Below are 21,586 nucleotides of genomic sequence, written 5' to 3'. Positions count from 1 at the left end.
CCTCCCGGTCACCGTCGGCGCCGGCCGGGCCGCCGCCGGGCCGGTCGCGCTGGCCGCCTCGTACGCCGAGGGCCTGCGCTGCGTGCGGGCGCTGCGGGTGCTGGGCCGGGCCGGGGAGGGCGCCTCGACGCGGGCGCTCGGCTTCCTCGGGGTGCTGCTCGGCGACGGCCACGACGTGGACGGCTTCGTCGGCGCCACCCTGGGCCCGCTGCTGGAGTACGACGCCCGGCGCGGCACCGAGCTGGTGCGCACCCTGCGCGCCTACTTCGACTGCGGCGGCTCGCTGACCCGGGCCAAGGACGAGCTGCACGTCCACGTGAACACCGTGGTGCAGCGCCTGGACCGGGTGGAGGCGCTGCTCGGCCGGGACTGGAACCGTCCGGAGCGCTCGCTGGAGCTCCAGCTGGCCCTGCGGCTGCAGCTGCTCTCGGGCGGCTGAACGGCCCGGACGGCACCGGGCGTACAGTGGCGAGGTTGGTCTCGAACGCCTGGCAAGGAGCAGCGGTGAGCGAGAACGTACGTTTCGTGCGGATGGGTACGGGCGACGGCGCCGTCCCGTACCAGGAGGCCTGGGAGGAGCAGCAGCGGCTGCACGCCCTGCGGGTCGCGGACGAGATCCCGGACACCGTGCTGCTGCTGGAGCACCCGCCGGTGTACACCATGGGCAAGCGCACCAACCCGGCCGACCTGCCGCTGGACGGGACGCCGGTGGTCGAGGTGAACCGGGGCGGCGAGATCACCTGGCACGGGCCGGGCCAGCTGGTCGGCTACCCGATCGTCAAGCTGCCGGACCCGATCGACGTGGTCGCGTACGTGCGGCGGCTGGAGGAGGCGCTGATCCGCGCCTGCGCCGAGGTCGGGGTGGGGACCACCCGGGTCGAGGGCCGCAGCGGGGTCTGGGTGCTGGGCGAGTCCATCCCGGACGCGGTGGTGGACCCGGCGCAGGTGGTCGACATCGGCCGGCTCACCCTGCGGATGGGCCTGCCGCTGGGCATCGACCCGCGGCTGGCCGGCCCCGAGTACGCTCCCTCCAACGCGGGCCAGCGCGGCGACGACCGCAAGCTGGCGGCGATCGGGGTACGGGTCGCGCGCGGGGTCACCATGCACGGCTTCGCGCTCAACTGCGACCCGGACATGACCTGGTTCGACCGGATCGTGCCGTGCGGGATCCGGGACGCGGGGGTGGGCTCGCTCGCCTCCGAGCTGGGCCGGGACTTCCCGGTCGGCGAGGCGCTGCCGGTGGTCGAGAAGCACCTGGCGGCCGTCCTCGCCGAACTGCCGGAGCCCGCCGCCGCCCGCTGAGCCGGGCGGGCGTCGGGAGACCGGGGGGGAATCTACCGGCCGGTAGCTCTGTTGCCCTGCGAATGCGGGCCACAGGCCCGGCGAAAGCCGTACAAGCACAGGCGTACCCTGGGGGTACCCCGTCTAGTTCTAGGAGTCGCACGTGTCCGCTGTCGCGCCCGACGGCAGGAAGCTTCTCCGCCTGGAGGTCCGCAACAGCGAGACCCCCATCGAGCGGAAGCCCGAGTGGATCAAGACCCGCGCGAAGATGGGCCCGGAGTACAACGCCCTCCAGTCGCTGGTGAAGAAGGAGGGGCTGCACACGGTCTGCCAGGAGGCCGGCTGCCCCAACATCTTCGAGTGCTGGGAGGACCGCGAGGCGACCTTCCTCATCGGCGGTGACCAGTGCACCCGCCGCTGCGACTTCTGCCAGATCGACACCGGCAAGCCCGCCGAGTTCGACCGGGACGAGCCGCGCCGGGTCGCCGAGTCCATCGTCACGATGGACCTCAACTACGCCACCATCACCGGCGTCGCCCGCGACGACCTGGAGGACGGCGGCGCCTGGCTGTACGCCGAGACCGTGCGCCAGGTGCACGCGATGACGGCCGGCCGCGAGAGCGGGCGCACCGGCGTCGAGCTGCTGATCCCCGACTTCAACGCGGTGCCCGAGCAGCTCGCCGAGGTCTTCTCCTCGCGCCCCGAGGTGCTCGCGCACAACGTCGAGACGGTGCCGCGCATCTTCAAGCGGATCCGCCCGGCCTTCCGCTACGAGCGCTCGCTGGACGTCATCACCCAGGCCCGCGCGGCCGGGCTGGTGACCAAGTCCAACCTGATCCTGGGCATGGGCGAGACCCGCGAGGAGGTCAGCCAGGCGCTGGCCGACCTGGTCGGGGCCGGCTGCGAGCTGATCACCATCACCCAGTACCTGCGCCCCTCGCTGCGCCACCACCCGGTGGAGCGCTGGGTGAAGCCGCACGAGTTCGTCGAGCTGCAGCAGGAGGCCGAGGAGCTGGGCTTCGCCGGCGTCATGTCGGGCCCGCTGGTGCGTTCCTCGTACCGGGCCGGCCGGCTGTACCGCCAGGCGCTGGAGCGCCGCGAGCAGGCGACCGTCTGAGTTCGCCCGCGATCATCGAGGAGGGGCGGGGCTTCGGCTCCGCCCCTCCGGGCATTTCCGCGGCCCGCCCGCCGCGTTCGGTGTTCGTACGGGATCGTCCGGGTCACGGTTCGGACCGAACGGGTACCGGGCTTGGATATCCCCCACCCGTGCCACGTACCATGAGCGTTATGGCGAGGGAAACATCCGAGAACCCCGGGCGGCTGAAGCAGATCCGTCAGGCGTACCAAATGACCAAGAAGGTCGACACCAAGATCGGCCTGATCATCGCCGGCGTCGGCCTGCTGACCTTCGGCGTCTTTCTCGCCATCGGCTTCGCGATCGATCACCCCATCTACCTGGGCATCCTGGGCTTCATCGTGGCCTTCCTGGCCATGGCGATCGTCTTCGGGCGCCGCGCCGAGCGCGCCGCGTTCGGGCAGATGGAGGGCCAGCCGGGCGCGGTCGCGGCGGTGCTCAACAACATCCGGCGCGGCTGGAGCGCCAGCCCGACGCCGGTGGCGGTCACCCGTAACCAGGACGCGGTCTACCGCGCCGTGGGCCGGGCCGGCATCGCGCTGATCGGCGAGGGCAACCCGAACCGGGTCCGCCAGCTGCTGGCCGCCGAGAAGAAGAAGATGGCCCGCGTGGTCGGCGACGTGCCGGTCCACGACATCGTGGTCGGCACCGGCGAGGGCGAGGTCCCGCTGAAGAAGCTGCAGATCCACCTGATGCGGCTGCCGCGCGCCATCACCCCGGGCCAGGTCACCGAGACCAACGACCGGCTGCGCGCCCTCGGCGACCTGCTCTCCAAGGCGCCGATCCCCAAGGGCCCGATGCCGAAGGGCGCCCGGATGCCCAAGGGCGGCCAGGTCCGCTGAGCCCGCTCCCCCGTTGACGCAGACGGCCCCGCCGCACCTCGTGTGCGGCGGGGCCGTTCGACGTTCACACCCGGGTCCTGTTGGACGTTCGGCGCCGGGCCCGGGCCGGTCGACGTTCGGCGCCCGGCCGGGCGGGCGCCGCCGGGTGTCAGATCCGGACCTCGACGGTGCCGACCGCCTTGTCGTGCAGACCGCGGGTGTCGCGGTCCCAGACCAGCGGCGGCACCACCAGGCAGAGCAGCAGGGTGCGCAGCATCACCTGCGGGATGGTGGCGCGGGTGCCGTCCAGACGCACCACCCGCAGGCCGAACAGCCGCTTGCCGACGGTCGTCCCGGTGGTGGCCAGCAGCAGCACGGTGACCACGAAGAACAGCGGGGTCGTCCACATGTTGGCCGAGCCGACGGCACCCTTGGCGATCAGCCCGTACGCGACCAGCGCGACCAGCCAGCCGTCCACGAAGACCGCGCCGATCCGGCGGCCGGGGCCGGCCACCGAGCCGGGGCCCTCCTCGGGCAGGCCGAGGCGCTCGCCGCGGTAACCGAAATCGGCGCCCATCTTCTCGGCGGCCGCCTTCGGGCCGTCGATCCACGATCCCAACGCTTCTCTGGTGTCCACCGATCCACACTAACCGGGCGGGTGCGACGCGCCGCCACCGGCTCCCCCGGAGGGTGAATCCGGCGTGTCGCGCTGCCGAAGTGGTCCAGACCACTTGCCGGACGGGACCCCGGTGGGGTAGGCGTTTTGTCCAGGGCCGTACGCCTTTGCCGCCCGTTCGGCGGGTCCGGTTAACATTCAGGAAACGACCGGGTCACCGATCGGAAACGGGCCATTCCTAGGGTGAGCCCCGTTCGCGGGTGGTCCCATTCGCACGCCGAGGAGGATGGATGTTCAACAACGCCGCCGAAGTGAAGCAGTTCATCCAGGACAACGACGTGAAGTTCATCGACGTCCGGTTCTGTGATCTGCCGGGCGTGATGCAGCACTTCTCCGTACCCGCCGCGACCTTCGACCCGACCGAGATCCTGATGTTCGACGGGTCCTCGATCCGCGGCTTCCAGGCCATCCACGAGTCCGACATGGCGCTCGTGCCCGACCTGGCCACGGCCCGGCTCGACCCTTTCCGGGCCGAGAAGCACCTCAACATCAACTTCTTCATCCAGGACCCGGTGACCGGCGAGGCCTACAGCCGCGACCCGCGCAACGTCGCCAAGAAGGCCGAGGCCTACCTCGCCTCCTCCGGCATCGCCGACACCGCGTTCTTCGGCCCCGAGGCCGAGTTCTACGTCTTCGACTCGGTGCGCTTCGAGACCAGCGCCAACGAGTCGTACTACCACATCGACTCCGAGGCCGGCGCCTGGAACACCGGCTCCGCCGAGGGCGACGCGCGCGGCTACAAGGTCAAGTACAAGGGCGGCTACTTCCCGGTGCCGCCGGTCGACCACTTCGCCGACCTGCGCGCCGAGATGTCCCTGGAGCTGGCCAAGGCCGGGCTGGAGGTCGAGCGCCAGCACCACGAGGTCGGCACCGCCGGCCAGGCCGAGATCAACTACAAGTTCAACACCCTGCTGCACGCCGCCGACGACCTGATGCTGTTCAAGTACATCATCAAGAACGTCGCCTGGCGCAACGGCAAGACCGCCACCTTCATGCCGAAGCCGATCTTCGGCGACAACGGCTCGGGCATGCACGTCCACCAGTCGCTGTGGACCGAGGGTTCCCCGCTCTTCTACGACGAGCAGGGCTACGCCGGCCTGTCCGACACCGCCCGCTACTACATCGGAGGCCTGCTCAAGCACGCCCCCTCGTTGCTCGCCTTCACCAACCCCTCGGTGAACTCCTACCACCGCCTGGTCCCCGGCTTCGAGGCCCCGGTCAACCTGGTCTACTCGCAGCGCAACCGCTCGGCCGCCATCCGCATCCCGATCACCGGCTCCAACGCCAAGGCCAAGCGCATCGAGTTCCGCGCCCCGGACCCGGCCTCCAACCCCTACCTGGCCTTCGCCGCCATGCTGATGGCCGGCCTGGACGGGATCAAGAACAAGATCGAGCCGCTGGAGCCCGTCGACAAGGACCTCTACGAGCTCGCCCCCGAGGAGCACGCCAACGTCCCGCAGGTACCCGCCTCCCTCTCCGCCGTACTGGAGGCCCTGGAGGCCGATCACGAGTACCTGCTCGCGGGCAACGTCTTCACGCCCGACCTGATCGAGACGTGGATCGACTTCAAGCGCACCAACGAGATCGCCCCGATCGCCCTGCGCCCCCACCCGTACGAGTTCGAGCTCTACTACGACCTGTAGGCCCGTACACCGTCACCGCCGGGACCGCCGACGCCTCGATGGGCGTCGGCGGTCCCGGCGGTTCCCGGGGGCGTCGCGAGCGGGGTCAGCGGGTGGTGATCGGGAGGGTCTCGTAGCCGCGCAGGACCAGGCGGTCGCGGCGGGTGGGGACCCCGGCGCGGGCCAGCCGGGGGAAGCGGTCCAGCAGGGCGGGGACGGCGACCACCGCCTCCAGCCGGGCCAGCTGGGCGCCGAGGCAGTAGTGCGGGCCGCCGCCGAAGCTCAGCGGCTGGCTCTCGGTACGGCCCGGGTCGAAGCGCTCCGGGTGCTCGTAGCGGGCCGGGTCGTGGTTGGCCGCACCCAGCAGGACGAGCACCATGCTGCCCCGCGGCGCCGGCAGCCCCTCCACGTCGAGGCCGTCGGCAAGGGCGATCCGGGAGGTGAGCTGGACCGGCGGGTCGTAGCGCAGCACCTCCTCGGTGAAGCCGTCCGGGGAGATCGCACCGGTGCGCAGCCCGGCCATGATCTCGGGGCGGTGGAAGAGCAGGGCGAGGCCGTTGCCCAGCAGGTTGGTGGTGGTCTCGAAGCCGGCCACCAGGAGCAGCACCAGATTGGCCAGCAGTTCCTCCCCGGAGAGCCGACCCGGGTCCTCGTCCGCGATCCGGACCAGGTCGCTGACCAGGTCGTCCTGTGGGCGGGCCCGCCGCTCGGCGGCCAACTCGGCGAAGTAGGCGGACAGTTCGTCGGCGGCCCGGTCGGCGGCGGTCAGCTGGGAGTAGTCCTGGACGAACTCCAGGGCCACCGTCAGATCGCTCGCCAGACCGCGGAAGCGGTAGCGGTCGCGCTCGGGCACGCCCAGCAGCTCGCAGATCACGCCCACCGGCAGCCGGAAGGCGAAGGCGTCCATGAAGTCGACCGGGGAGCCGTCGGCGCCGCGTTCGGCCAGTTCGTCCAGCAGCCGGCCGACCGCCGCCTCCACCGCGGGCCGCAGGGCGGCGACCCGGCGGGCGGTGAACACCGAGGCGATCAGCGAGCGGACCCGGGCGTGGTCCGGGGCGTTGCGTTCCAGGATCGAGCGGCCGAGCAGCATCAGCGAGGAGTGCCGGGTGGCCTCCTCGTCCAGCCCGGCCATGAAGTCGACGTCCACGACGCCGAAGGCCGGGTTGCGCAGCACCCGGTTGGCGGCGGCGTGCCCGGCCACCAGGAGGGTGCCGGGCCCGGCCGGGGCGGCCGGCCCCAGCTCGTGCGCCCGCTCGTACAGCGGGTACGGATCGGTCGTTCCCTGCTCGGACACCAGTTGCTCGATGATCGCCGCGCCGTCCATGGCAGCGCTCCCCTCCGAATCGGCCCGTCACCTGGTTCGTGAACCTCCGGCGGACGCCCGGGAGTTCCCCGGTTCCGGCCGGTTCACCGGACGGCTGCCGCGGGCGGCTGAGGGCGGTCGGCGGTGGCGCCCGGGCCCGCCGTCGGTGGCGCTCGGTACCCTGGGCGGCATGGAGATCTGGATCAACCCGCGCTGCGGGAAGTGCCGCTCGGCGCTGAGCGAGCTGAACGCCGCCGGGGCCGAGTACACCGTGCGCCGCTATCTGGAGGACCCGCCGAGCGTCGCCGACCTGGAGCAGGTGCTGGAGCGGCTGGGCCTGGAGCCCTGGGACATCACCCGGCTGGACGAGCAGGCCGCCAAGGACCTCGGGATGAAGGAGTGGACCAGGGAGCCGGGCGACCGCGCGCGCTGGATCGCGGCCATGGCCGAGCACCCGATCCTGATCCAGCGCCCGATCATCACCGCCGACGACGGGCACGCCGTGGTGGCCCGGACACCCGAGGCCGTGAAGTCCGTCCTGTCCTGACGCCCTCCCGGCCCCGGGGGGCGCCCCGGGGCCGGAGCGGCGGCTCAGTGCCGCTGCACCCGGCGGACCGGCTCCCCGGGCCGCCAGGAGACGATCCACAGGTGCTCCCCCTCGACCGTGGTGTGCACCACCTGCCGGAGGTCCAGCCGGAAGGCGTGGTACGGGCCCGGCGGCGGCTCGGGCAGCTCCGCCTCGTACGCGGCGAGCTCGGACGCGTCGGTGAGCTCGACCGCGAGGCCGGAGAGCTTGGAGTCACCGCCCTCCAGCGTCTCGTCGCTGGGGTTGCTGTGCAGGGCGAAGCGGGGGTCCCGCCGGAGGTCGAGGGCCTTCATCGCGTCGCGCATCGACCCGAGCACGAGGTCGGCGCCGATGAAGTCCACCTCCGTCCCGCTGACCCGGGGTGAGCCGTCCTTGCGGAGCGTCGCCAGGACGTGGTGCTTGTTCGCCTCGAAGCGGGCCCGTACGGCGGGGGCCAGGTCCGGGGCCTGCTGCTCGAAATCCTGCCAGGTAGCCATGCCCGCAGTCTGGCACCGGGCACCGGCGGACCCGCCGAAGCGCACCGGCCGCCGCCGGACGGTGGCGCGGCCGGGCCCGGCTGTAGCCGTACCGGTGTCGGTGGCGGGTGTCACACTGCCACCGTGACCACCACGTACATCGCCTTCCTGCGGGCCGTCAACGTCGGCGGCCGGACGGTGCGCATGGAGCGGCTGCGCGCCCTCTTCACCGAGCTGGGCCTCGACGGGGTCCGCACCTACATCCAGAGCGGCAACGTCTTCTTCACCACCGACGAGCCCGCCGCCGAGCCGGGCCGCGCCGCCCTGACCCGGCGCATCGAGGCGCACCTCGCCGAGGCGCTCGGCTTCGAGGTGCCGGTGATGCTGCGGACGGTCGAGGAGGTCGAGGCCGTGCTGGCGGCCGAGCCCTTCGCCGGGGTCGAGGCGGGCCCGGAGGTCCGGCTGATGGTGGTGTTCCTGTCCGAGCCGCTGCCGGCAGGCTTCGAGGTGCCGCAGACCTCCCCGAAGGGCGACTTCGAGATCATCGGCGCCGACGAGGGCACCGCGTACGTGGTGATACACCTGCGGGGCGGCCGGATGAACACCAACCCGGCGGACGTCTTCGGAAAGTCCTACCGGGGCCGGGGCACCTCCCGGTTCCTGCACACGACGGAGAAGATCCTGGCGGCCGCGAAGAAGGCCTGACGACCATCCTTGGGGGGACCGTGCCACAGTCGGCGCTGCGCGTGCTGACCGGACTGCTCGACCGATCGATCACGCGGATCGCCGCCGCGGCGGCGGACGGGCGCACCTTCGACCGGCCGACGGTCATCCGGTTCGCGGACGTCTGGGACAACAACACCGCCCCGCTGTTCGCCGCCGCCACCGCCCGTACGCCCTGGGCGCGGGAGTGGCGGGCGCGCCGGGCGCTGCGCTGGATGGCCTCGTTCGGCGAGTCCCGGTACGCGTGGGTGCTGGCCGAGTCCGAGGCCGCCGGGCAGCCGGCCGCCGGGCTGGTGTCCCCGCTCCGGGACGCGCCGTCCGGGCCCTACCGGGGCCACGCCGACACGCTGTACCACTGGAGCGAGCCGCTCACCGAGCGGGCGGTGGCCGGCTACGACCTGACGGACTGCCGCTTCGAGTACCTCCGGCTGGAGGGCGCAGGGGCGGAGCTGGGCGGCACGCTCACCGTCCGCGCCCGGCGCGACTTCGACCACGGCGAGCCCTCCCCCACCGGTACCGGGGCGCCGCCCGAGCTGACGATCGGCCTGCACGCCGTCTCGGTGGCCGAACTGGACCTCGGCCATCCGGCCGGCGGGGCGCTGGAGTTCCGCACCTCGCCCGGCCGGGTGGAGCTGCTGCTCGCGGGCACCGGCCGGCTGGTCGGCGAGCGGGCCGAGGTACGGATCGACGACCCGCACTGGGGGCTCTCACCGGGTGGCCGGGCCGCCGACGCGGTGACGCCGGGGGTCGGGCGCCGGCGACGGCAGCCCCGTCCGTTGCTGCCCGCGGGCGGCGGCGCCGCCGCCCTCGCGGCAGGGGTGCTGCACCAGGCGATGCTGGAGATCCGGCACGTCCGGTACGCGGCCACGGCCTCCCGGCGCGCGGTGCTGCGGCTGTGCGGCGTGTTCGAGGGCGCCGGGGCGGAGCTGCTGGCGGTGGCCGGCGGCGGGGAGGACGCGTTCCGCGCGCTGCTCACGGGGTGGGTGGAGCGCGGCGGGGACGCCTGTGCGGGCTGGTTCGCCGAGACCCTGCGGATGCGGGCGGGCCGGGGACCGACCGGCGATTGGGCCCGCGAGCTGGCGCAGGAGCTGGGCGGACGGCGGGCCCCGGCGCGCGGGGAGCGGCGCGCCGCGCCGCGGACGGCCCAGGTGCGGCTGATCGCGCTCGGGTTCGGCGGGCAGCGCCACGCCCCCGAGCGGGAGGCCGTCGTCCACCTCGCCACCCCCGCCGGGGCCGGAGCTGCCGGAGAGGCCGACAGGGCCTGGGAACTGACGGTGGCCCGGCAGGAGGAGCTCACCCGGCTGCGGCTCGGCTCCACCGGCGCGTTCACCGCGCCCGGGGAGGTCAGCACGCTCGACGAGGGCTCCGGGGAGCGCTCGCTGCGGGTCGGTCCGGACTTCACGCTGTCCTGGCGCACCGTGCAATCTGGACAGGTGGCGGCGGGTGGGCCGACAATCGGGCCATGACGTCACCAGAGATCCGGACACACGTGGTCCGGCCCTCCGAGGCGGAGCGGGAGCAGGCGCTCGGGGTGCTCCGGGAGGGGGCCGGCAGCGGGCGGCTGTCGCACGACACGTTCCTCGGCCGGATGGACGTCGTGCTGCAGGCGAACAGCCGCGCCGAGTTGGACGAGGCGATGGCCGACCTGCCGAGGGGCAACCCGGTCGGCCGGTTCGTGCTGCGCACGGCCGGGCAGATCTCGGCGTTCGGCGTACGACTGCGCGGCGCGTGGCGGTTGGAGCGGCTGCCGGGCCTGAGCCTGCCGCAGGGCGGGGCGCCCGTGCTGACGATCGGCCGGCTGCCCGGCTCGGGCCTGCGGCTGAACGACGCATCGGTGTCGCGTGCCCACGCGGAGCTGCGGCACGAGGGCGACGGCTGGGTGCTGTACGACCTCGGCTCGACCAACGGCACGCATGTGAACGGCCGCCGGGTGGCCGGTTCGACCCGGGTGCGCCCCGGCGACCAGGTGCGCTTCGGGAACCTGGAGTTCCGGCTCGCCTCGGGCTGAGCTTCGCGGGCGCCTCAGTGCGGGTACTGGCGCGGCGGCCGCTGGTGCGGCAGCCCGTCCCGGAACTCCTCGATCACGCTGCTGATCTGACGGGTGAGCACGGTGCGCTCCAGCAGGTGGAGGTAGCGGTGCTCGGCCGCCAGCGCCTCCACCGTCACCCCGAAGTACAGCGTCATCAGCGGGTTGACGAAGAGCTCGCTGTACCGGGTGCGGTCGGTGAACCGCACGTCGCCGAACTCCCCCCGCAGCGCGGCGGCCACCGAGCCGTTGACGATGCTCGGGTGCTCCGGGTAGGCGGCGCGGGCGTGCTCCACGGCGTCGAGGTAGAGCGCGCCCTCCCGGCTCGCCCGCGGGATGGAGAAGGCGCCCAGGTAGCCACCGGCCCGGTCGAGGGCGGCCAGGTTCTCCAGGACGAGTGAGTGGTTGACGCCGTGGAACGCGTCGATGCCGAAGCCCAGGCAGGCCACCAGCCGCTCGGGCACCCCGGCCAGCCCGGCGACGGCGCCGAGGCTGGCCATGTCCTCCTCGGGCGTGCCGAGCCCCGTCTCGTCGCCGCGCATCAGGATGTCGGTGCCGCCGTCGACCAGCAGGATCGCGTCGATGCCGAGGTGCCCGACGAGCGCCCGGTACGCCTCGCGCAGCGGCCGCACCCCGACCGAGGCGAACGCCCAGACGGTGTCCGGCATGCGGTGCAGCCGCAGCCACCGGGCGAGGGTGCGTTCGGGGAAGTAGCCCTCGGGCGCGGCGGTGTCGGGGCGGATCCGGGCCACGTCCGGCTCCAGCCACACGTCGGCGGGCAGCCCGTACAGGTGGCTGAAGGAGAGGTTGGCGAGGTGGACGTCCTTGCCGGCCGCGCGCAGGGCGAGGGCGATCGGCAGGCCCGCGTACACGTCGAAGCCGCCCCCGGCGCCGGCGATCAGGATGCGCTCGGCGCCCAGCAGACGGGCGATCAGCGGGGGTTGCAGCAGGGACGGTTGAATCGACGAGGTCACCGGCGGACGGTAGCACCCGTCCCGCCCCGGAACGGCACCTAGGGGCGCGCGGCCGGCGGCGCGAGCACCGCCTCGACGCCGGCCACCAGGACGGTCAGGCCGCGTTCGAAGCGGCGCTCGAAGTCGCCGAAGAGGTCCGCCCCGGCGGCGGCCGCGAGCTCGTGCTCGGGCGCGATGGAGCCGGCGCGCTCCTCGGGGTCGTAGCCGGGGGCGCGTTCGCCGGGCATCGGCTGGACGGCCTGCTCCTCGATCACGAAGCCGATGGTGTACGCCAGCCCGGTGGTGAAGGCCTGGACGGCGTCGGGGAGGGTGAACCCGGCGTCGACGAAGGCCGCCAGCATCAGCTGCTGCCCCTCGGCGTGGCCGCTGTCGGTGAGCCGGGTGCCGCTGAAGACCTTGGCGCCGTCGCGGTAGCCGAGCAGTCCCGCGCGCAGGGTGCGGCAGCTGGCGGTGAGCGCCTGCTGCCAGCCTTCGGGCCGGGCGGCCGGGCCGGCGTTCATCCGGCGGAGCATCTCGGTGGCCATCTCGTCGAGCAGCGCCTGCTTGTTGGCGAAGTGCCAGTACAGCGCGGGTGCCTTGACGTCCAGCTCGGTGGCGATGCGGCGCAGGGTCAGACCGTCCAGGCCGGTCTCGTCGAGCAGCCGCAGGGCGGTGTCGACGACCTGTGCGCGGTCCAGCTTGGGCGCTGCCATGGCGTTCCTTCCGTACGGCGGCCCCGGCCGCCCGTGTTCCTGCGGGGGCTCCCGTCGGCCCGGATCCCGGTCCGGCGGACTCACCCGTTGACAACTTAACACCGTTAAGGCCATGCTCGTCCACGACAGCGAGCTTAACGCCGTTAAGGAGATGGTGATCATGGAGTACATCGACGTCCTCGTCGTCGGAGCCGGCCCGACCGGCCTCACCCTGGCCTGCGACCTCACCCGGCGCGGGGTGGACGTCCTGCTGGTGGAGGCCTCCGCGGCACTGTTCCCGGGCTCCCGCGGCAAGGGGCTCCAGCCGCGCACCCTGGAGGTCCTGGACGACCTCGGCCTGACCGACGCCGTCCGGGCCGCCGGTGCGCCGTACCCGCGGATGATGAGCTGGCAGGACGGCGAGCGGCAGGGCGAGTGGGACCTCATGGAGCGCAACGCCCCCGACCCGACCGTCCCGTTCCCGGACGTCCGGATGGTCCCGCAGTGGCGCACCCAGGAGCTGCTGGACGCCCGGCTGCGCGAGCTCGGCGGCCGGGTCACCTTCGGCACCCGGCTGACCGGCCTCACCCCGCACCCGGACCACGTCGAGGCCCGGCTGACCGGCCCGGACGGCGCCGACCGGACGGTCCGCGCCCGCTACCTGGTGGCCACCGACGGCGGGCGCAGCACCGTCCGGCGGACGATGGGCATCCCGATGGCCGGCGAGGAGGTCGACCCGAGCCCCTCGCTGGTCGCCGACGTGCGGATCGACGGCCTGGACCGCGACAACTGGCACATCTGGCCGAAGGCGCCCGGCGGCGCGCTGCTGCTCTGCCCGCTGCCGGGCACGGCGGACTTCCAGCTGTTCGCCCAGTTCACCGAGGGCGAGCCGGACACCTCCCCCGAGGCCGTCGCCCGCACCATCGCCGAGCGCACCCACCTCGCCGCCGAGGACGTCCGGGAGGTGCGCTGGGCCTCGAACTTCAAGCCGCGGGCCGCGCTCGCCGAGCGGTTCCGGGAGGGCCGGGTCTTCCTGGCCGGCGACGCCGCCCACATCCACTCCCCGGCCGGCGGCCAGGGGCTGAACACCAGCGTCCAGGACGCGTACAACCTGGGCTGGAAGCTCGGCCAGGTGCTGCGGCACGGCGCGGACGAGTCGCTGCTGGACAGCTACGAGGAGGAGCGCCTGCCGATCGCGGCCGACGTGCTGGAGCTCTCCACCCGGCTGCACCGCGCGGGCGGGGTGCGGGCCGGCGAGCTGCGCCGCGGGCCGCGCACCGAGCAGCTGGGCCTGGGCTACGAGCACGGGCCGCTGACCGTGGAGCAGCGCACCGACCTGGCCGAGGACGCGCTGCGGGCCGGCGAGCGCGCGCCGGACGCCCCGCTCACGGACGCCCCGCCCACAGACGGCGAGGGCGGCCCCGCCCGGCTGTTCGACGTCTTCCGGGGACCGCACGCGACGGTGCTGGCCGTCGGCTGCGAGCTGCCGCACGGGCTGCCGGCGGGCGTGCGGGCCCACCGGGTGGACGGCGGGGTCGCCGCCGGGGCGTACGGGCGGGGGCTGTTCGTGGTGCGCCCGGACGGCTACCTGGGGCTGGCCACGTACGACCCGGCCGCGGTGAACGGGTACCTGGCGCGGCTCGGGATGCGCTGAGGCCTCGGTCTCCCCCGGGCCCGCGCGCCCTCACGCCGGCCATGCCCCCGCGCCCGCGCACCGACCGCGCCCCCGCACCTTCATGCTCATGGCATATGCCACGCGCGTAGATCGAGGACCGCGAGAAGCGCCCGGCGCTCAGTCCGAGAGGTGCCCCGGCAGCTGGCCCGGGACGCCGGGGACGCTCTCGGCCGGGCCCCAGAGCGGCGCGGTGCAGCGCTGATAGGTGGCCTGCCAGTGCGGCCAGTGCCGGGCCACGCTGTCGTCGCAGTCCGCCAGCAGCCGGTCGACCACCTCCGGCTCGACGCCCTCCAGCAGCCAGGCCAGCGCGTCCGCGGTCCCCGGGCCCTGCGCCGACCGCAGCAGGTCCAGCAGCTCCGGCAGGCTCCCGACCCGGGAGTTGGCCACGAAGACCTTCTCCATCCCGGGCAGCAGCTGCCGCTCCTCGATCCGCAGGTGGGTCTCCAGCCGGGCGGCCAGGTCCTCCACCGCGTAGGCCACCGGCCAGGCGCTGCCGGCGTCCCGGCTGGCGATCCGCACCAGGGTGGTGACCCGGGTGAACGAGTGGTCCAGGTTGTGGTGGTCCGCCTCCAGCCAGTTCAGCAGCAGCCGCAGCTCGGGCGCGAAGCGGCGCAGGATCGGCCAGATCCGGGTGTCCTGCTGCTCGTGGTGGCAGGTCAGCATCGCGGTGACGAAGTCCCAGTGCCGCAGCAGCGCCGCGCCCTGCTCGTCGTCCCCGGGCTGGAGCAGCCGCAGCGCGTTGGGCAGCCGGGCGAGGTCCCGGCGCAGCGCCGAGTGCACCAGCCGCAGACCGGCGAAGCGGGTGGCCTGCGGCTCCTCCTCGGCCACGGCACGCTCACCCGTCGCGGCGGGGGCCGGCTGGGCGGGGACGGACGGGTTCGCAACGGGCAGCAGGTGGCTCGGCATGACGCTCTCTTCACGGATCGCGGGAGGCTGGGCTGGGGTCACCAGGGTGGGCACAGTCGATCAGAGGGGAATCAATGTCCGATTGACGCCCAGGTCAGCGGCTGGATCGCGGAGAATCCGGGCCGCGGCGCAACACGGCGCGGCCCTCGCCTCGTGTCCAGAGTGAGGGCGCGTACGGCGCCGGGGAGCGGACGAGGAGCAGCGGGGCGGAATGTCACCGGAACAGGAGCAGTCCTTCGACGAGTTCGTCGCCAGCCGCTACGGCGCGCTGCGCCGCACCGGGTACCTGCTCTGCGGGGACTGGCACCTGGCCGAGGACCTCGTCCAGGCCACGCTGGTCAAGCTGTACGCCCGCTGGCACCGGCTGCGCGAACCCGAGGCCGCCATCGGCTACGCCCGGACGACGCTGGTCCGCCACTACATCGACACCCGCCGGCGGCGCTCCTCCCACGAGGTCGCCGAGGCGGACCTGCCGGCGGTGCTGGACGCCTCGCCCGGCGGGGCCGTCGAGAGCGACCCGGCCCGGCGGCTGGCGGTGCTGGCCGCGCTGGCCCGGGTCACCCCGGCGTACCGGGCCGTGCTGGTGCTGCGGTTCTGGGAGGACCAGGGCGTCGAGGAGACGGCCGCCGCGCTGCGTCTGAGCACGGGTGCGGTGAGGTCCGGCACCCACCGGGGGCTGGCCCAGCTGCGGGCGATCCTCGGCGACTCGGTGCACGAGATCGCCGCGAACTGACGGACCGTCGCGCCCACGGTCCGCCGCGCCGACGCGGGCCCCGACGCGAGCTGATGAGGAGAGGCAAGGACATGACCCGGGAGGATCCCGAGTTCGGCGCCGAGCAGATGGGCGCGTTGTTCCGTACCGCGCTGGACCAGCCGGAGCCGGCCGCGCCGGTGGTCGTGCCGGAGGTCCGCAGGGCCGGTGCCCGGCTGAGACTGCGGCGCCGGGTGCTGACGGTCACCGCGGTGGCGGCGGCGGTGGCGACGGTCGCCACGCTGGGCGTCACGGTCGGCGGCCGGCCGGAGCCCAGCGCCACCGCCGCCGCCCCGACCGCGAGCGGGAGCCCGCCGGCGAGCGGCACCCCGACGGCGGGCCCCAGCGGCTCGGCCGCGCCGACGCCGACGGCCACCGCCGCGCCCACGCCGGAGCACCTGGTGGAGGACTGGCGGCTGAACGCCGTCGGCCATCAGAACCTGCTGACGTGGTTGCGGGAGCACCCGCTGCCCGGGTTCGCCGGCCGGGTCGAGGAGGGCGGGCACGCCTCGGTCTTCCGGCTGCTGAGGGAGGACGGCGGCGAGGGGAACGTGCTCCGGATCTTCGAGGGCTGGGCGAGGACCCCCGAGGAGCGGATGTCACCCTGCGGCCCGCGCACCAACGGCGACCTGCTGCGGGACTGCGCCGGCCGGACGCTGCCCGACGGGACCGTGCTCTGGGCGGCGTACCCGGCCTACCGCGACCGGCCCGGCGGGACCGTCCTCATGGTCATCACCGCCGAGAGGCACCGCCGGATCACCGTGAACCTCAACCCCGGCTCCACCGACGGGACGCCGCGGACACCGCTCACCCCGGAGCAGGCGCTCGACGTGGCCGCCCGACCGGGCTTCGTCCAGGCGGTCGACGAGGGCTGGCGGGACTGGAAGCTCGGCTGACACCGCCGGGCGCGGCGGCCGGGCCCGACGGCCGGACGCGCGGACCCCCGGGCCGGGGGGCTCGGGGGTCCGCGCGGTACGGCCGGTGCCTACTGGTCGGCCTCCGGGCCGGCCAGGTTCTTGCTGAGCCACTGCAGGGTGTCGGGGATCATCTTCTTGAAGTCCGAGGTCAGGTGCTTGCCGCCGGGCTGCTCGTAGTACTCCACGGTCAGCGGCGGCGCCGCCTTGGCCACCCAGGCCTTGACCAGCCTGATCTCGTACGCGTTGGCGCCGCCCGCGGTGGCGAGGATCCGCACGTCCGCCTTGCCCTGGGCGACCATCGTGTCGGGGCTGTTGGCCAGCCGCTCGGCGTCGTGGCCCTTCCAGAGCGGGGAGTCCGGGTTGAAGTAGCCGTCGATCGGGACGGCCGCCTTGAACTTGTCGGGGTGCTGCAGCGCGAGCTTGGCGCTGCAGAACGCGCCGGTGGAGGCGCCCATCAGGCCCCAGCCGTCCCGGCCCTTGACGGTGCGGAAGTTGGCGCGCACGAAGTCCGGGATGTCCTCGGCCATCCAGGTGCCCATCTTGGGCTGGCCGGGGATGTCGGCGCACTCCAGGGCCTTGGCCTCGCTGGACTCCAGGTTCTGCACCGGCATGATCATGATGAACGGGTGCGACTTGCCGGTCTTCACCAGCTCGGCGTTGGCCTCCTGGATCGGCAGCTGGTTGTCGGTCCAGGTGTTGTAGCCGGCGCTCTGGCCGCCCGCGTAGAGGGTCAGCACCGGGAAGCCGGTCTTCGCGTACTTGGGGTCGTGGTACTCCGGCGGCAGCCAGACCCAGACCTTGCCGGAGACGCCCGACTTGGGGCCGGTCAGCGTGGTGACCGTGATCTGGCCGGCATTGGTGTCGCGGGCCTTGGTGAAGGTGGCCTGCGGGCCGGTGGGCATCAGCACCTTGCTCGGCTTCGGCGGCGCGGTGGTGGTCGGCGCCGGGGCCGGGGTGCCGCCGTCGGCCGTGGCGCCGGTGGCGGCGGACGTGCCGCCACCGCCCTTGGCACTGTCCCCGCTGCCGTCCGTACTGCCGCAGGCCGCCAGCGAGGCGGCCAGGGTGAAGGCGGCGGCGCCGGTCAGGACGGCGCGGATGCGGGTGGACTGCGGCTGCACGGTGAGACTCTCCGACCGGTGTCACGTCCGGCCCACGGGGCCGGGCGGTGGCCCCCGGGTGGGGCCGAGACGGAACCGGGGCACGGCTGATCGCAGGCCCCGTTGGAAGGCGCGCCGCCCGGTGGGGTGGCGCGCCGTCCTGCGATCTTATGACGTGACCGGGCCCGGACCGGTTGCGCACGTACGGGCGTCGTCCACGGGTTCACCCCCGATCGGCGGACACCCTCCCCGCCGTTCGGCGGGGGCTCCGGCCCGCCGGACGGCAGGGTGCACAGCGCTGCGGGCGCCGGGGGCGGCGGGCTTTGGGTCCTCCTACCAGTGACGCGCCGCGACCGCGCCGGGGACGATCGGAGCAGCCCCACCGCGAAAGGAGCCCCGCCATGCCCGCAGCACCCGTCGAACCCGCCACGACCCCCGGGCCCGGGCGGGTCGCCGTCGTCACCGGGGCCGGCAGCGGGGTGGGCCGCGCGGTCGCGGTGGAGCTGGCCGCGGCCGGTTGGCGGGTGGTGCTCGCCGGGCGGCGGGCGGAGCCCCTGCACGCGACGGCTGCGGCGGCTGCGGCCTCGACGGCTGCCGACAGGGCCGCCGCGGGCGGGACGACCCTCGTGGTGCCCAGCGACGTGACCGACCCCGACGCGGTGGACGCCCTGTTCGCGGCCGCCGCCGACCGCTTCGGCCGGGTGGACCTGCTGTTCAACAACGCGGGCACCTTCGGCGCGCCGACCCCGGTGGACGAGCTCTCCGTCGCCGAGTGGCGGGCGGTGGTCGACCTCAACCTGACCGGCGCCTTCCTCTGCGCCCGGGCGGCGTTCCGGCGGATGAGGCGGCAGGAGCCGCAGGGCGGCCGGATCATCAACAACGGCTCGATCTCGGCGCACGTGCCGCGTCCGCACTCGATCGCGTACACCGCGACCAAGCACGCGGTGACCGGGCTGACCCGGTCGCTCTCGCTGGACGGGCGGCCGTACCGGATCGCCTGCGGGCAGATCGACATCGGCAACGCGGCGACCGACATGACCGCCGCGATGAGCACCGGGGTGCGCCAGGCGGACGGGCGGACCGCCGTGGAGCCGACCATGGACGTGGCCGACGTCGCCCGGACCGTGCGCCACATGGCGGAGCTGCCGCTGGAGGCCAACGTGCAGTTCGCGACGGTGATGGCGACCACGATGCCCTACATCGGGCGCGGCTGACCGGGCACACCCCTCCCCCCGCGCGGCACCCGCCCGCGTACGCCGACGGCCGCCCCGCCCCCGCGCAGGCGGGGCGGGACGGCCGTCGTGAGCGGCGGTAGGGGGTACGGGGGGTCAGGGCCGCCAGGTGTCGCCCAGCGTCACCTTGCCGGAGCCCGGGACGGTGGCGGTGCGGTTGGCCCCGGACTCCCAGGTCACCGCGCCGGAGGCGTCCTTGCGCAGGTACTTGTACTCGAACGCGGTGCCCGCGGCCATCGCCACGTCCAGCTTCCAGACCGGGTACGCGGCCGAGGAGAGCGGCAGCGCCTTGGCCGGGTCCCAGCTGCCGAGGGCGGCGTTGTTGCCGACCACGTAGACGTTCTGGCCCCAGCTGGTGGTGGCGTTCACCGCGAAGGAGGCGCCGGAGCTCGCCGGGACGGTGCCGCCGGAGGCGCCGACGTACAGGGCCACCGCGTCGCCGGCGCCGACGGTGGCGGTGAACCGGCCGTCGGAGCCGACCGTGTAGGTCGGCCCGCCGCAGCCGCCGTTGGCGGACGGGTCGCCGTGCTGGACGTCGCAGTAGGTGCCGGCCGGCAGCGAGGTCTGGAAGGTCTGGGTGACCGGGCCCGGCTCGCGGTTGATCGCCACGAAGCCCTTGGCACCGCGGCCGAAGGCGATCGCGTTGTTGCCGTTGGACCACCAGTTGGTGACGGCGGTGCCGGCGACCGCGTTGCGGAAGCCGACCATGTTGGCCACCTGCCGCCAGGCGTGGGTGCAGTTCCAGCCGTCGCTGTAGCAGGCGTTGACGGTGCCGCCGTTCGGCGGGCCGTCGTCGTGGCCGTTGAAGGCGTAGCCGGAGTAGACGTTGGGCGAGCCGTACGGGTGCGCCAGCATGAAGACGTTGGCCAGGGTGTAGGCCGAGCCGTCCTTGTAGGTGAGCGTGGAGCCGTTGCGCTCGGTGTCCCAGTTGTCGACGAAGGTGCGGGCCTTGTCACTCGGCAGCAGGCCGGAGCCCCAGCCGCCGAGGTCGGAGATCCGCCCGCCCTGGAACGCGCTCTTCAGCCAGGTGCCGGAGCGGAACTCGTCGACGTCCCCGGTGCCGGTGTACTCGGAGGGCTGGATCGGCTCGCCCGCGCCGTAGATGACCTCCTGGACCCAGTACGCGTTGGGGTTGGCCGTCTTCGCCTTGATCGCCGCGAGGTCGCCGGCCGCCATGTGCTTGGCGGCGTCGATCCGGTAGCCGTCGACGCCCAGCGAGGCCAGGTCGTTGAGGTAGTTGGCGATGGTCTGCTGGACGTACGAGGAGCCGGTGTCGAGGTCCGAGAGGTTGACCAGCTCGCAGTTCTGCACGTTGCCGCGGTCGCCGTAGTTGCTGATCGCGGTGCGGCAGGAGTGGAAGTCCTGGTCCTGGTAGTAGCCGGGGTAGGTGTACTTGCTGTACACCGTGCCGCCGGTGCCGGTGCCGGATCCGGCCGACATGTGGTTGATCACCGAGTCGGCGATCACCTTGACGCCGGCCGCGTGGCAGGTGTCGATCATGTTCTTGAAGGAGGTGCGGTCGCCGAGCCGGCCGGCGATCCGGTAGCTGACGGGCTGGTAGGAGGTCCACCACTGGGCGCCCTGGATGTGCTCCTGGGGCGGCGAGACCTCGACGAAGCCGTAGCCCTTGGGGCCGAGGGTGTCGGTGCAGGCCTTGGCGACGGAGTCGAAGCGCCATTCGAAGAGGGTGGCGGTGACGTCCTTGGTGCTGGGCGGGGTGGCCAGGGCGGCGGGGGCGACGGTGACCGCGGCGGTGGTGAACGCGGCGGTCAGCGAGAGCGCGAGCGCCGCCGAGGCGGTGAGCGCGCCGGCCGTTCGGGCATGCCGACGGACGGGGGCGGTGGTGACCACGATGTCTCCTGGGGGGCTGAGGTGGGGCAGCCGGGGCCAGGCCGAGGTGGGGGTGGCCTGGAGGTATCGCTCTTGCGAAAGCTTGCTGAAACTTTCAGGAAACTTGCAGCGCCGAACCTAGGGGCGCACTCCCGCGCCGTCAAGACCTGTCGCACGCCGGGCCCCCGACCTGGGCCGCCGGGGAAACGCGACGGGCGCCCCGGGCCGGTGACCCTGGGCGCCCGTCGGCAGTCGAACGGTTCAGACGGCGTCCGGCCCGCGCTCCCCCGTGCGGACCCGAACGACGTCCTCCACCGGCACCGCCCACACCTTGCCGTCGCCGATCTTCCCGGTCCGCGCGGCGCGGACGATCTCGTCCATCACCCGCTCCAGGTCCTCGTCCTCCACCACGATCTCGATCCGGGCCTTGGGCACCAGGTCGATCCGGTACTCGGCGCCGCGGTACACCTCGGTGTGCCCGTGCTGACGCCCGTATCCGCTGGCCTCCGTGACGGTCAGCCCGTGCACGCCGATGGCCTGGAGGGCGTTCTTGACCTCGTCCAGCTTGAACGGCTTGACGATCGCGGTGATCAGCTTCATGAGGCGGGGGCCCTGTCGGACGAGTGCGCGAGCACGGTGGCGTGGGCCGTGGTTCCGTGGCCCAGGACGCCGTGATCGTACGCGCTCCCGGCGTGCACGGCGAGGTCCGGCCGGTCGGGACCTCGCCGGTGAGCGAGGCCGGTAGCGAGGCAGGTGAGCGAGGCCCGGGTGCGGACGACGACGGGGCCCGACGGCGAGAGCCGTCGGGGCCCCCCCCACCGTGTTGACCAGGTGGTACAGCGAAAACCCCCCCCCCGTCCACTATTGGCGATAGACTTGTTGTGTATAAAGAAGATCTGATTGAC

The 21,586-nt window shown here is 73.6% G+C and carries 22 protein-coding genes; 13 read left to right on the top strand and 9 right to left on the bottom strand.

The features are described 5' to 3' along the window. From ACWEQL_RS30980 to ACWEQL_RS30965, 4 genes are all read left to right on the top strand, one after another. A partial coding sequence (locus ACWEQL_RS30980) for a PucR family transcriptional regulator (RefSeq protein ID WP_452153662.1) occupies window positions 1-439 on the top strand: 439 nt, incomplete at its 5' end. Between the two features lie 92 nt (window positions 440-531). Next, window positions 532-1,302, top strand: a complete 771-nt coding sequence (gene lipB / locus ACWEQL_RS30975) for a lipoyl(octanoyl) transferase LipB (protein ID WP_452153664.1) — start codon at window positions 532-534, stop codon at window positions 1,300-1,302. A gap of 142 nt (window positions 1,303-1,444) precedes the next feature. After that, window positions 1,445-2,398: a lipoyl synthase gene (gene lipA, locus ACWEQL_RS30970; protein ID WP_452153661.1), complete on the top strand. Its 954-nt coding sequence runs from the start codon at window positions 1,445-1,447 to the stop codon at window positions 2,396-2,398. 170 nt (window positions 2,399-2,568) lie between these two features. Then, a complete protein-coding gene (locus ACWEQL_RS30965) occupies window positions 2,569-3,258 on the top strand; it encodes a DUF4191 domain-containing protein (protein WP_452153660.1) in 690 nt (229 codons plus the stop codon). 148 nt (window positions 3,259-3,406) lie between these two features. Here the strand turns inward: ACWEQL_RS30965 and ACWEQL_RS30960 are convergent, their stop codons facing one another. Beyond that, window positions 3,407-3,874 (bottom strand): RDD family protein, encoded by a 468-nt coding sequence (locus ACWEQL_RS30960; protein ID WP_452153659.1) that lies wholly within the window; start codon window positions 3,872-3,874, stop codon window positions 3,407-3,409. Window positions 3,875-4,143: 269 nt separating this feature from the next. Between ACWEQL_RS30960 and glnA the strand changes: the two genes are divergently transcribed. Then, entirely contained in the window at window positions 4,144-5,556 is a 1,413-nt protein-coding gene (gene glnA / locus ACWEQL_RS30955; RefSeq protein WP_452153658.1) for a type I glutamate--ammonia ligase, read from the top strand. An 85-nt stretch (window positions 5,557-5,641) separates the two neighbouring features. On the opposite strand, the gene ACWEQL_RS30950 is transcribed toward glnA, so the two are convergent. After that, window positions 5,642-6,859, bottom strand: coding sequence for a cytochrome P450 (locus ACWEQL_RS30950; protein WP_452153657.1), 1,218 nt, complete (start codon window positions 6,857-6,859; stop codon window positions 5,642-5,644). 169 nt (window positions 6,860-7,028) lie between these two features. Between ACWEQL_RS30950 and ACWEQL_RS30945 the strand changes: the two genes are divergently transcribed. Next, on the top strand, window positions 7,029-7,385 hold the full coding sequence (locus tag ACWEQL_RS30945; protein WP_452153656.1) for an arsenate reductase family protein: 357 nt from the start codon (window positions 7,029-7,031) through the stop codon (window positions 7,383-7,385). Window positions 7,386-7,429: 44 nt separating this feature from the next. Here ACWEQL_RS30945 and ACWEQL_RS30940 read toward each other — a convergent pair whose 3' ends face one another. Further along, complete coding sequence (locus ACWEQL_RS30940) at window positions 7,430-7,900, bottom strand: pyridoxamine 5'-phosphate oxidase family protein (RefSeq protein ID WP_452153655.1); 471 nt, start codon at window positions 7,898-7,900, stop codon at window positions 7,430-7,432. Window positions 7,901-8,023: 123 nt separating this feature from the next. Here ACWEQL_RS30940 and ACWEQL_RS30935 point away from each other — a divergent pair, with 123 nt between their 5' ends. From ACWEQL_RS30935 to ACWEQL_RS30925, 3 genes are read left to right on the top strand one after another with little or no spacing between them, the layout of a single operon-like run. After that, window positions 8,024-8,584: a DUF1697 domain-containing protein gene (locus tag ACWEQL_RS30935; RefSeq protein ID WP_452153654.1), complete on the top strand. Its 561-nt coding sequence runs from the start codon at window positions 8,024-8,026 to the stop codon at window positions 8,582-8,584. Window positions 8,585-8,604: 20 nt separating this feature from the next. Continuing rightward, window positions 8,605-10,068: a hypothetical protein gene (locus tag ACWEQL_RS30930; RefSeq protein ID WP_452153653.1), complete on the top strand. Its 1,464-nt coding sequence runs from the start codon at window positions 8,605-8,607 to the stop codon at window positions 10,066-10,068. Further along, window positions 10,065-10,610, top strand: a complete 546-nt coding sequence (locus tag ACWEQL_RS30925) for an FHA domain-containing protein (protein ID WP_452153652.1) — start codon at window positions 10,065-10,067, stop codon at window positions 10,608-10,610. The genes ACWEQL_RS30930 and ACWEQL_RS30925 overlap by 4 nt, the downstream gene beginning before the upstream one ends. A gap of 14 nt (window positions 10,611-10,624) precedes the next feature. Here ACWEQL_RS30925 and ACWEQL_RS30920 read toward each other — a convergent pair whose 3' ends face one another. Then, entirely contained in the window at window positions 10,625-11,533 is a 909-nt protein-coding gene (locus ACWEQL_RS30920) for a DUF1152 domain-containing protein (RefSeq protein ID WP_452153663.1), read from the bottom strand. Between the two features lie 107 nt (window positions 11,534-11,640). Then, complete coding sequence (locus ACWEQL_RS30915) at window positions 11,641-12,294, bottom strand: TetR/AcrR family transcriptional regulator C-terminal domain-containing protein (RefSeq protein WP_452153651.1); 654 nt, start codon at window positions 12,292-12,294, stop codon at window positions 11,641-11,643. A 160-nt stretch (window positions 12,295-12,454) separates the two neighbouring features. Between ACWEQL_RS30915 and ACWEQL_RS30910 the strand changes: the two genes are divergently transcribed. Continuing rightward, on the top strand, window positions 12,455-13,927 hold the full coding sequence (locus ACWEQL_RS30910; protein WP_452153650.1) for an FAD-dependent monooxygenase: 1,473 nt from the start codon (window positions 12,455-12,457) through the stop codon (window positions 13,925-13,927). Between the two features lie 138 nt (window positions 13,928-14,065). Here the strand turns inward: ACWEQL_RS30910 and ACWEQL_RS30905 are convergent, their stop codons facing one another. Next, window positions 14,066-14,854: a hemerythrin domain-containing protein gene (locus ACWEQL_RS30905; RefSeq protein WP_452153649.1), complete on the bottom strand. Its 789-nt coding sequence runs from the start codon at window positions 14,852-14,854 to the stop codon at window positions 14,066-14,068. Between the two features lie 211 nt (window positions 14,855-15,065). On the opposite strand from ACWEQL_RS30905, the gene ACWEQL_RS30900 reads away from it, so the two are divergent. After that, window positions 15,066-15,587 (top strand): SigE family RNA polymerase sigma factor, encoded by a 522-nt coding sequence (locus ACWEQL_RS30900; protein ID WP_452153648.1) that lies wholly within the window; start codon window positions 15,066-15,068, stop codon window positions 15,585-15,587. Between the two features lie 71 nt (window positions 15,588-15,658). Beyond that, window positions 15,659-16,501, top strand: a complete 843-nt coding sequence (locus tag ACWEQL_RS30895; protein WP_452153647.1) for a hypothetical protein — start codon at window positions 15,659-15,661, stop codon at window positions 16,499-16,501. Window positions 16,502-16,590: 89 nt separating this feature from the next. Here ACWEQL_RS30895 and ACWEQL_RS30890 read toward each other — a convergent pair whose 3' ends face one another. Continuing rightward, window positions 16,591-17,640 (bottom strand): alpha/beta hydrolase, encoded by a 1,050-nt coding sequence (locus ACWEQL_RS30890; protein ID WP_452153646.1) that lies wholly within the window; start codon window positions 17,638-17,640, stop codon window positions 16,591-16,593. Window positions 17,641-18,020: 380 nt separating this feature from the next. On the opposite strand from ACWEQL_RS30890, the gene ACWEQL_RS30885 reads away from it, so the two are divergent. After that, a complete protein-coding gene (locus ACWEQL_RS30885) occupies window positions 18,021-18,833 on the top strand; it encodes an SDR family oxidoreductase (protein ID WP_452153645.1) in 813 nt (270 codons plus the stop codon). Window positions 18,834-18,947: 114 nt separating this feature from the next. Here the strand turns inward: ACWEQL_RS30885 and ACWEQL_RS30880 are convergent, their stop codons facing one another. Both ACWEQL_RS30880 and ACWEQL_RS30875 read right to left on the bottom strand, forming a co-directional pair. Continuing rightward, a complete protein-coding gene (locus ACWEQL_RS30880) occupies window positions 18,948-20,702 on the bottom strand; it encodes a carbohydrate-binding module family 20 domain-containing protein (RefSeq protein WP_452153644.1) in 1,755 nt (584 codons plus the stop codon). A gap of 240 nt (window positions 20,703-20,942) precedes the next feature. After that, window positions 20,943-21,281 carry a P-II family nitrogen regulator gene (locus ACWEQL_RS30875; protein WP_452153643.1) on the bottom strand — a complete coding sequence of 113 codons (339 nt, stop codon included), beginning with the start codon at window positions 21,279-21,281 and terminating at the stop codon, window positions 20,943-20,945. Between the last annotated feature and the right edge of the window lie 305 nt (window positions 21,282-21,586).

It is taken from the genome of Kitasatospora sp. NPDC004240, from assembly GCF_053603215.1.
This window is presented reverse-complemented; position numbering and strand designations above follow the sequence as displayed.

Excerpts from the sequence above, each read along its gene's own strand:
- lipB (WP_452153664.1), top strand. The coding sequence starts at position 532 with ATGGGTACGGGCGACGGCGCCGTCCCGTACCAGGAGGCCTGGGAGGAG.
- ACWEQL_RS30965 (WP_452153660.1), top strand. The coding sequence starts at position 2,569 with ATGGCGAGGGAAACATCCGAGAACCCCGGGCGGCTGAAGCAGATCCGT.
- glnA (WP_452153658.1), top strand. The coding sequence starts at position 4,144 with ATGTTCAACAACGCCGCCGAAGTGAAGCAGTTCATCCAGGACAACGAC.
- ACWEQL_RS30950 (WP_452153657.1), bottom strand. The coding sequence starts at position 6,859 with ATGGACGGCGCGGCGATCATCGAGCAACTGGTGTCCGAGCAGGGAACG.
- ACWEQL_RS30945 (WP_452153656.1), top strand. The coding sequence starts at position 7,029 with ATGGAGATCTGGATCAACCCGCGCTGCGGGAAGTGCCGCTCGGCGCTG.
- ACWEQL_RS30940 (WP_452153655.1), bottom strand. The coding sequence starts at position 7,900 with ATGGCTACCTGGCAGGATTTCGAGCAGCAGGCCCCGGACCTGGCCCCC.
- ACWEQL_RS30925 (WP_452153652.1), top strand. The coding sequence starts at position 10,065 with ATGACGTCACCAGAGATCCGGACACACGTGGTCCGGCCCTCCGAGGCG.
- ACWEQL_RS30915 (WP_452153651.1), bottom strand. The coding sequence starts at position 12,294 with ATGGCAGCGCCCAAGCTGGACCGCGCACAGGTCGTCGACACCGCCCTG.
- ACWEQL_RS30910 (WP_452153650.1), top strand. The coding sequence starts at position 12,455 with ATGGAGTACATCGACGTCCTCGTCGTCGGAGCCGGCCCGACCGGCCTC.
- ACWEQL_RS30905 (WP_452153649.1), bottom strand. The coding sequence starts at position 14,854 with ATGCCGAGCCACCTGCTGCCCGTTGCGAACCCGTCCGTCCCCGCCCAG.
- ACWEQL_RS30900 (WP_452153648.1), top strand. The coding sequence starts at position 15,066 with ATGTCACCGGAACAGGAGCAGTCCTTCGACGAGTTCGTCGCCAGCCGC.
- ACWEQL_RS30895 (WP_452153647.1), top strand. The coding sequence starts at position 15,659 with ATGACCCGGGAGGATCCCGAGTTCGGCGCCGAGCAGATGGGCGCGTTG.
- ACWEQL_RS30885 (WP_452153645.1), top strand. The coding sequence starts at position 18,021 with ATGCCCGCAGCACCCGTCGAACCCGCCACGACCCCCGGGCCCGGGCGG.
- ACWEQL_RS30875 (WP_452153643.1), bottom strand. The coding sequence starts at position 21,281 with ATGAAGCTGATCACCGCGATCGTCAAGCCGTTCAAGCTGGACGAGGTC.